This is a genomic window from Ligilactobacillus sp., assembly GCF_036846325.1.
Taxonomy (GTDB): Bacteria; Bacillota; Bacilli; order Lactobacillales; family Lactobacillaceae; genus Ligilactobacillus.
The window spans coordinates 1-7697 of record NZ_DAIUCE010000085.1 but is presented as its reverse complement, the minus strand read 5'-3'; the positions used below and the strand labels follow the sequence as shown (position 1 = coordinate 7697).

Below are 7697 nucleotides of genomic sequence, written 5' to 3'. Positions count from 1 at the left end.
GCCAACTCAGGCGCATTGCGTTCAGGCGCAGGTCAGCTTGCATCCGGCCTCGGCCAGCTCAACAGCCAAGTGCCGACATTGACTGACGGCGTTTCACAGCTTGCGGCCGGCACATCGAAGCTTGCGGCCAACTCAGGCAAGCTTGACAAGGGCGCAACCGATGTTCATAAGGGCAACAAGAAACTTGCTTCTGCTCTTAAGGGCGGTGCAGATACCGTAACGAAGCTCAACCTCGGTTCGGCTAATGCAAAAATGTTTGCAAGCCCGACGAAACTTAAAGAAAAGCATTACAGCTACGTTCCTAACTACGGCTATGCTCTGGCACCTTACATGCTGTCAGTTGCTCTGTTCGTCGGATGCCTCGTCTTCAATCTCGTTTATCCGATTCGTCGGATTTCAACGGAAGACGGCAGCGCAACGGAATGGTTCTTCAGCAAGGTTGCGATCGGAGCGCTCGTAGCTACGGGCAATGCTTTGGTTGAAACGGTCTTGATGATGGTCTGCGGGCTTCATCCGGATCATCCGGTTCAGATGATCGTGAATGCCGTTTCGTTCTCGTTCACGTCCATGTTCCTGATTATGTTCATGGCAATGGCATTCGGCAACCCTGGTCGCTTCATCTCGATGATCTTGCTGGTTATCCAGCTCGGATCTTGCGGCGGTTCGTTCCCAATCGAAATCACTCGCGGAATGAACGGTTTCTTCCAGGCAATCAACCCATACTTGCCGATGACGTACTCTGTTTACGGATTCCGTGAAGCATTGACGTCAGGACTTGGAGCAAATCAGGTCTTGCATTCGGTTCTGATTCAGCTGATATTCATTGCAGCGTTCCTCATCTTGTTGTACGTTACAATGCGCGTCATCCGTCCGGAACAAGAATTCCATGAAGAAATGGAATCAGAATATCCAGGCAACTAAACAGTTGTAAATGACTGACTTCAAAAAGGAGCCGGGAATCATTCCCGGCTCCTTTTTTGTGTCTGTATAATGTCTTTTGATTCGTCAAAATGCAGTGCGGCTTCAGTGCTCTGCATTTTAAATCAGAATCATGCTTCGTATCCGACCATCAAGCCGCCTTTTTGGGCATAGTAGGTGCAAAGTCCCCGAGCCGTTCTGATTTCGACAGAAGCTTCCGGATGCCTGTCCAGGATGGCCTGTTTCAGGTTGTCTGCACCTTCTTCGTTCAAAATATGCGCAATGATGACGCGTCCGGTTGAAAAACCGTGTTCTTCCATGTCCCTGATCAGATAGGAGATGGTCTTTCTTGCGCCGCGTGCTTTTCCGATTGGTGTCAGCTTTCCGTCGTCCGGACGGCCGATGACGCGAATCTTGAGCATTTTGGCGACTTTGGCCACCGCCGGACTTATGCGGCCGTTTTTTGCGAGATTATCGAGCGATTCAAGCGCGAAGTTCAGGTGCGTTTTTTCCTTGTAGGCATTGATTTTTGCGCAGATTCCGTCAAAATCCAGACCGGCATCGATCAATTCCTTCAGCTTGTCGATGATAAGTTCCATCTCGGGTCCGGCTGAAAGCGAGTCGATGACGTGAATCCTTGTTTCCGGATGGTCTTCGCGGTACAATTCTGCCGCCTGAACGGCAGAATTGTAGCTCCCGGAAAGTACGCTCGTAATCGTGACTGCATAGATTTCATCAGCTCCCTTGAAAGCTTCCTGCCATTGAGCAATGCTTGGACAGGCCGTTGAGGTTTTTCCGTCATTTTGATGAAGCGCTTCAACAAATTCGCTGACCGAAAGCGAGGCATCGTCTTGATAATCCGTGCCGTTGACATGAATTGTCAACGGAATATTCTCAAATGGTGTGTTATTTAAATCAAGAACGTTTGCGCCTGAATCAGAAATAATTTTTTTAATCATGTTTTTTAAGTCCTTTTTTAGAATTATATTCTCCATCATCGGTTTTCTAAAAACCTTTTAACTGTATCTAGAGTATAGACTTAAATCGGCTGCTTGTAAAGAGTTTTGCGAAAACCGTTGTTAAAGTCTTGTTGACCTTAAGACGCACTGTCGGTATAATTGCTTGATATAAGGCAGTTTAGAGAGGAACTGGAACATGACTGACAATAAGAAGAAAGCACTCGTGCCAACAATTGAAGGCTTCAGGATGCCGACATTTGATCAAATTCCGACTGTCGGACTTTATCTGGAACAGGCGACGACGTTTTTGAATGAGTATCTTGAACCATTGAACGGGACGCAATTGACGAGTTCGATGATCAGCAATTACGTCAAAAAGCATCTGATTGAAAGTCCGGTTAAGAAGCAGTATTCGCAAGAACAGCTCGCATATCTGTTTTTCATTGCAATTTCAAAAACGGTCCTGCCACTTGCTGACCTCAAGGTTTTAGTTGAGATTCAGCGCAGGACGTATCCTACCAGAAGGGCATACGAATATTTCACGGAAGAGCTTGACAATGCGCTGAGGTACGTCTTTGGAATACAGGAATCTCTTAGGAAAATCGGTCAGGACAGGACTGAAGAAAAGCGGATGCTTGACAATATCATCATGACGGCGGCACATAAGATCTATCTTGAAAAATACTTTGCGCTGCTTCATGAGCAAATCGACGGTTAGCAAAACCCGTTCGTTTTGCGGTATAATGAAGGAAGAGAAAGCAAAGGGGGATTTTTGCGATGGAACAGTCCAAAAAACGCGAGCAGAAGGTTCGTGAAGAAAAAGAGATTGAAGTTTCAAGTATCGGGAAGGCATTTGTCAAGGGAACGCACGTTGAATTCACGTACCATCGCCATCGCTTTACCGGTGTGATCGAAAAGCAATTGAGAAATTCTGCGATTCTTGATTTCGACCCTGAATTTGACCATACGAATACGGCAATTGATCTTAAACAGAAAATTGTCATCAGCTACCAGAAAATGAAGGCAATTGAGTGAGGACGGAAATGATTCATAAGCTGAAGGAGCTTTATCGCGAGGCAACGCCGATTCAGTCCCTGGTGACTTATTATGTCTTGGCAACCGTGGCTGCCTTTGTCATGCTCAGCTTGCCGTGTTTTAAGAATCCGGGGGCAGAGATTTCGTTTCTTGATACCCTGTTCATGGCCGTTTCGACCATCAGCGTGACTGGTTTGACGACATTTCCGATTGAGCAGGTATATAATCAGGGCGGCGTCGTCTTGTTGGAATTCCTGTTTCAGGTCGGAGGATTCGGCATTACGATGCTGTCAACCGTTGCCCTGGTGATTGCCGGCAAAAGGATCAGCCTGCACCAGAGGCAGCTGATTCAGTTCGACATGAATCAGCCCAGACTGAGCGGCATGGTTCGCCTCGTAACGTCGGTATTCGGTCTGATGATCGCCGTTCAGATTGTTTTTGGCGTTATTTTTGCGGCTTATTTTAAGGCAACGGGTGTCTGGACGACCTGGCCCGACGCATTTTTCCACGGAATTTACGTCTCGGTAAGTTCGGTCACGAATGCCGGTTTTGACGTGACGGGAAATTCGATCATCCCGTTCAGGCACCATTACGGCTTCCTGTTTGTCGTGATGATTCTGATCATCATCGGGAGCATTGGCTATCCGGTTTTGATTGAGTGCGAAAACTGGGCCTTCTACAAGTTCAGCAGGCACACGACGAAACGCAGATTCCGTTTTTCGTTGTTTGCAAAAATGGCAGTCTTTTTTGCGGTTTTCTTTTTCATCGTCGGCACGGTCCTGATTTATTTTTCGGAAATGCGCGGAACGCTGTCTCGCCAGGACTGGTTTGACAAATTGATGACGGCGATGTTCTACAGCGTTTCCTCGCGAAATGCAGGGCTTCAGATCAACAATATGGCTGAATTCAACACGACGACGATTCTGATTCTGTCAATTCTGATGTTTATCGGCGCAAGTCCCAGCTCCGTTGGCGGCGGAGTTCGAACGACGACCGTCGGCATTTTCATTCTCTACATGTTCTCGTTCATTCGCGGACACAACAATATCAATATTTTCAATCGCCGCATTGGAAGAGACGACGTTCAAAAGGCAATCGTGGTAGTCGGCCTGTCGACTATCCTGTGCGTGGGAGCGATTCTGATCCTGTCGATTACGGAGAATGCATCGCTTCTTTCGATCGTGTTCGAAGTCGCATCGGCATTCGGGACCACGGGACTTTCTCTTGGAATCACGAGCAGTCTGACCCTTGTCGGAAAAATCGTCATCATTGTCCTGATGTTTGTCGGGCGAATCGGGATGCTTTATACTCTGCTGTTCTTTGTTCCGAAGCGCAATCGCGATCTCAGCTATGAGCTTCCAACGGAAAAGATCATTATCGGATAATTGTTAGATTTGGGTTAAACCCCCATTTTCGATTTCGAATGAATAACATATTATGTTATAATCGATTTTGCGAGGGTTTTTTAAATTTGTGTAAATTTACACGATTTATATATGACGTACAGTTAGATCTATTATTTCTATGATTTGATGGAGGATTACCTTGGAAAAAGAACAACCACGTTGGGCAGAGGTCTTTCAGGTTTCGATGCCTTTATGTTTGAGTTACATCCCGATTGGTGTTGCCTGCGGCATTTTGCTTAATGCTGCAGGGTTCAACCCTTTAATGACGGCTTTGGTCTCATTGCTTGTCTTTTCGGGCGGTGCTCAGTTCATGATTGCATCGATGCTGACCGTCAATGCCCCAATGCATACGATTCTGGTTATGCTGTTCTTCCTTGAACTGCGTTATGCCTTGTTAGGATCAAGCTTGTCGCAGTATGTTCGTGGAACGAGCAAAAAGTTTCTGTATTTCTTCGCCGTTTCTCTTAATGATGAAAACTATGCGGTTAATTATCTTAAATTTGCCACTGATAAGGAATGGACTCCAAAAGACGCCCTGATGGTCGAGCACTACTCGCTGCTCTTCTGGACGCTTTCAAACCTCGTTGGCAGTTTGATCGGCAACGTGATTACAATTGATCTTGCAATCGTTGACTATGCCCTGACTGCTTTGTTCCTGTATATGATCATGATGCAGATTAAGAATAAGCTGACGATTTTGATCAGTTTCCTTTCAGCCGTTCTTGCAATCATCTCGATGACGCTTTTGAAGAGTACGATGGGACTTGTCGTTGCGACGCTGATTGCTTCGCTCGTTGGATTCATCATCGAAGACACCTTGGTGAAGAAGGGCAGGGAGAAGGGTTTTTGGCTCAAACGAATCAAGCCAAAAGCGAGTCGCAAAGTCATTAGCAAGTCAGGAGAGTAGCGTATGAACATGTCAACGATGGATCATTTCATTTTGATTCTTTTATCAATGCTGGTTGCTTTCGGGCCGCGTTTTATCCCGTTGCGCATTTTTTCAACGCGTGAGATTCCCAAGTGGTTCAATGAATGGATGAAATATGTCCCGGTTTCGCTTTTTACGGCTTTGGTCGTAAAGGACGTTTTCATGAATACGAAAACGTACACGTTCGTCGGATGCGATTACATGGCAAAGATTCTTGCTTCCGTGCTGGTTGCAATCGTTGCCTATCGCTCACGGTCAATGGGCCTTTCCGTTGTGCTGGGCCTCGTTGCCGTTGCATTGCTGGCAATGGCATTTCCAATTTGAAAGATTAATTCGGCTGGGGTTATCCCGGCTTTTTTGCTGAAGAGGGCTTAAAATGAGATATTTCGAACACACGTTGAAAACACCGTTGACAGGTGATGCGAAGCTGATCTGCTATATTCCGGACAATTCCGAAGAGATTGAACCGCATCGCAGGAGAAGGGCAATCATCATCTGTCCCGGCGGATCATATGCGAAAACTTCGGATCGTGAAGCTGAGCCGGTCGCACTGGAACTTCTCTCGATGGACTGCGCAGTCTGCATTTTGCGATACAGCTGTGCCCCCAGGAGGTTTCCTGCAGCTTTGTGCGAACTTGCGCAGGGAGTTTTATTCCTCAGGGAAAATGCAGAGCGGTTCAACATTGATGAGGAAAAGATTCTGGTAATGGGGTTTTCCGCAGGCGGGCATCTGGCGGCCTGCCTTGGAATCATTCCTGATGAGATTGAGAAGTTTGGATATGATGAAAAGTTGATTCGCCCGGCAGGAATGATTCTATGCTATCCGGTGATAACGTCAGGCAGATATTGGCATCAGGGATCGTTTGAAAACCTTTTGGGAGATGAACTGATGGGACGAAGCTCTGCATTTTCTCTTGAAGAAAGAGTGAATGACAAAACGCCGGAAGCGTTTATCTGGCAGACTTTCGCCGACCGGACAGTTCCCGTTCAGAACAGCCTTCTTTTAGCTGAGGCTTTGAGCGAAAACGCAATCCCGTTTGAACTTCATGTTTATCCGAAAGGAAAGCATGGTCTGGGACTCGGAACAAAAGTCAGTGCAAAAAATGAAACCTATGTCGAAAAGGACGTCCAAAGCTGGGTTTTGCTTTTAAAAAGATGGCTTGAGGACAATTTTCCGAACACGTCAATCTTTAATCGGGACGGTTAAACATGGTATAATGTGAAGTAAGCTGTAAAAGAGGTGAGGCTATTGAAAAGATGGGCATGGTGGACGGTCGTCGGCGTTGTTCTGGCCGTTTTTTTCGTCGGATACGGCTATACCAGGAAGGTGGAAACGCAAAAATATTATAATCAGGCGATTGAGGCCGGCAAGCAGAGCATTCGTGACGGCAACTATGATGCTGCCAGGCTTTCGTATCGGGATGCCTTGAAGAAGAAGCCAAACGATGACTTTGCAACGACCGTTGTCGATCAGCTGACTGATTACCAGCGGGGGTTGACGGATATGAACAACGGCAAGTATGCTGCTGCCTGTCAAAAGTTTCAGCGCGTTGCCAACGTTGATTCAGGCTCGTCTCTTCTCGTTCAGCGGTCATCGGGACTTGCAGCAGAGCTCAAGGAAGTCATCAAGGAAAGAAAGATTTTCCTGAAGGCTTACAGGAAAGCCAAAACACTTTCGGAAAACTATGAATATACTGCTTCCAACACGAAACTTGCGGTTATCCTCGGTTATGGCAGCATCAATGAAAGCTATTACCGCGACGTCTATAACAATGCCAGAAAATTGAAGGAATATAACGACCGTATCCTTCGTTCGCTCGGATATACCGTCGATGACGATTCATCTGATGCGAACAGGACCAGGTCGCGGAAGTATTCGAAAAATACCAAACAGGACGTCGTCAGCGGCATTTCTGATTCTGCGGCCTCCGCAGCTGAAAGCAAGTTAACTGATGCGCAGGTGAAACAGGCCCGCAGAGATTTGAAGGCACAAGGACTCAACGAAAAGGCCTTCACGGATGAGCAGGTTCGTCAGGTTATCCTGCGTGCCAAGCGTGAAGGAAAGTCAGTCAAGCAGGTGGCAGACGAATTTAAATAAGGATTATTGTGACGCAGCGGCAAAGTGGCCCTGCGTTTTTTTGCGGATTGGGGAAAATTAGGATGTTCCCTTCGTGGGAAATGCAGTGCTGTTGTCAGCAATCGCTGTTTTGAAAGGTTCTTGATTTGATGTAATCGGTAGCTGGGATTTACGGTCAAATCCCAAAAATCGTCGTTTTGCCCGTAATCGGGAGCTAGGATTTACGGGGTCATGATCGCTCGGCTCCACACCTTGCATAATCTGGTTCTGCCTCGCATTCGCCCTATCACAAGCAGTGACTCCCTAGACGAGTTTCACTCGCCTTCATGCTTGTGTACGGGCTCATGACCGCTCGGCTCCACACCTTGCATAAT

At 47.0% G+C, this 7697-nt stretch carries 9 protein-coding genes; 8 read left to right on the top strand and 1 reads right to left on the bottom strand.

Annotated features, from left to right (window positions below; genetic code table 11):
• The coding region (locus tag V7Z60_RS07845; protein WP_334117281.1) for a YhgE/Pip family protein at positions 1-921 on the top strand (921 nt) is incomplete at its 5' end.
• A gap of 128 nt (positions 922-1049) precedes the next feature.
• Here the strand turns inward: V7Z60_RS07845 and V7Z60_RS07840 are convergent.
• Entirely contained in the window at positions 1050-1877 is an 828-nt protein-coding gene (locus V7Z60_RS07840) for a DegV family protein (RefSeq protein WP_334117280.1), read from the bottom strand.
• A gap of 196 nt (positions 1878-2073) precedes the next feature.
• Here V7Z60_RS07840 and V7Z60_RS07835 point away from each other — a divergent pair, with 196 nt between their 5' ends.
• The 7 genes from V7Z60_RS07835 to V7Z60_RS07805 all read left to right on the top strand — a co-directional run bounded on the left by V7Z60_RS07835 (position 2074) and on the right by V7Z60_RS07805 (position 7344).
• Positions 2074-2595, top strand: coding sequence for a DUF1836 domain-containing protein (locus V7Z60_RS07835; protein WP_334117279.1), 522 nt, complete (start codon positions 2074-2076; stop codon positions 2593-2595).
• Positions 2596-2654: 59 nt separating this feature from the next.
• Entirely contained in the window at positions 2655-2912 is a 258-nt protein-coding gene (locus V7Z60_RS07830; RefSeq protein WP_334117278.1) for a hypothetical protein, read from the top strand.
• Between the two features lie 8 nt (positions 2913-2920).
• A complete protein-coding gene (locus V7Z60_RS07825; RefSeq protein ID WP_334117277.1) occupies positions 2921-4297 on the top strand; it encodes a TrkH family potassium uptake protein in 1377 nt (458 codons plus the stop codon).
• Positions 4298-4457: 160 nt separating this feature from the next.
• Positions 4458-5225: an AzlC family ABC transporter permease gene (locus tag V7Z60_RS07820; RefSeq protein WP_334117276.1), complete on the top strand. Its 768-nt coding sequence runs from the start codon at positions 4458-4460 to the stop codon at positions 5223-5225.
• Positions 5226-5228: 3 nt separating this feature from the next.
• Positions 5229-5570, top strand: coding sequence for an AzlD domain-containing protein (locus V7Z60_RS07815; protein ID WP_039122599.1), 342 nt, complete (start codon positions 5229-5231; stop codon positions 5568-5570).
• 52 nt (positions 5571-5622) lie between these two features.
• Positions 5623-6453, top strand: coding sequence for an alpha/beta hydrolase (locus V7Z60_RS07810; RefSeq protein WP_334117275.1), 831 nt, complete (start codon positions 5623-5625; stop codon positions 6451-6453).
• Between the two features lie 33 nt (positions 6454-6486).
• A complete protein-coding gene (locus tag V7Z60_RS07805) occupies positions 6487-7344 on the top strand; it encodes a hypothetical protein (RefSeq protein ID WP_334117274.1) in 858 nt (285 codons plus the stop codon).
• Positions 7345-7697 lie beyond the last annotated feature (353 nt).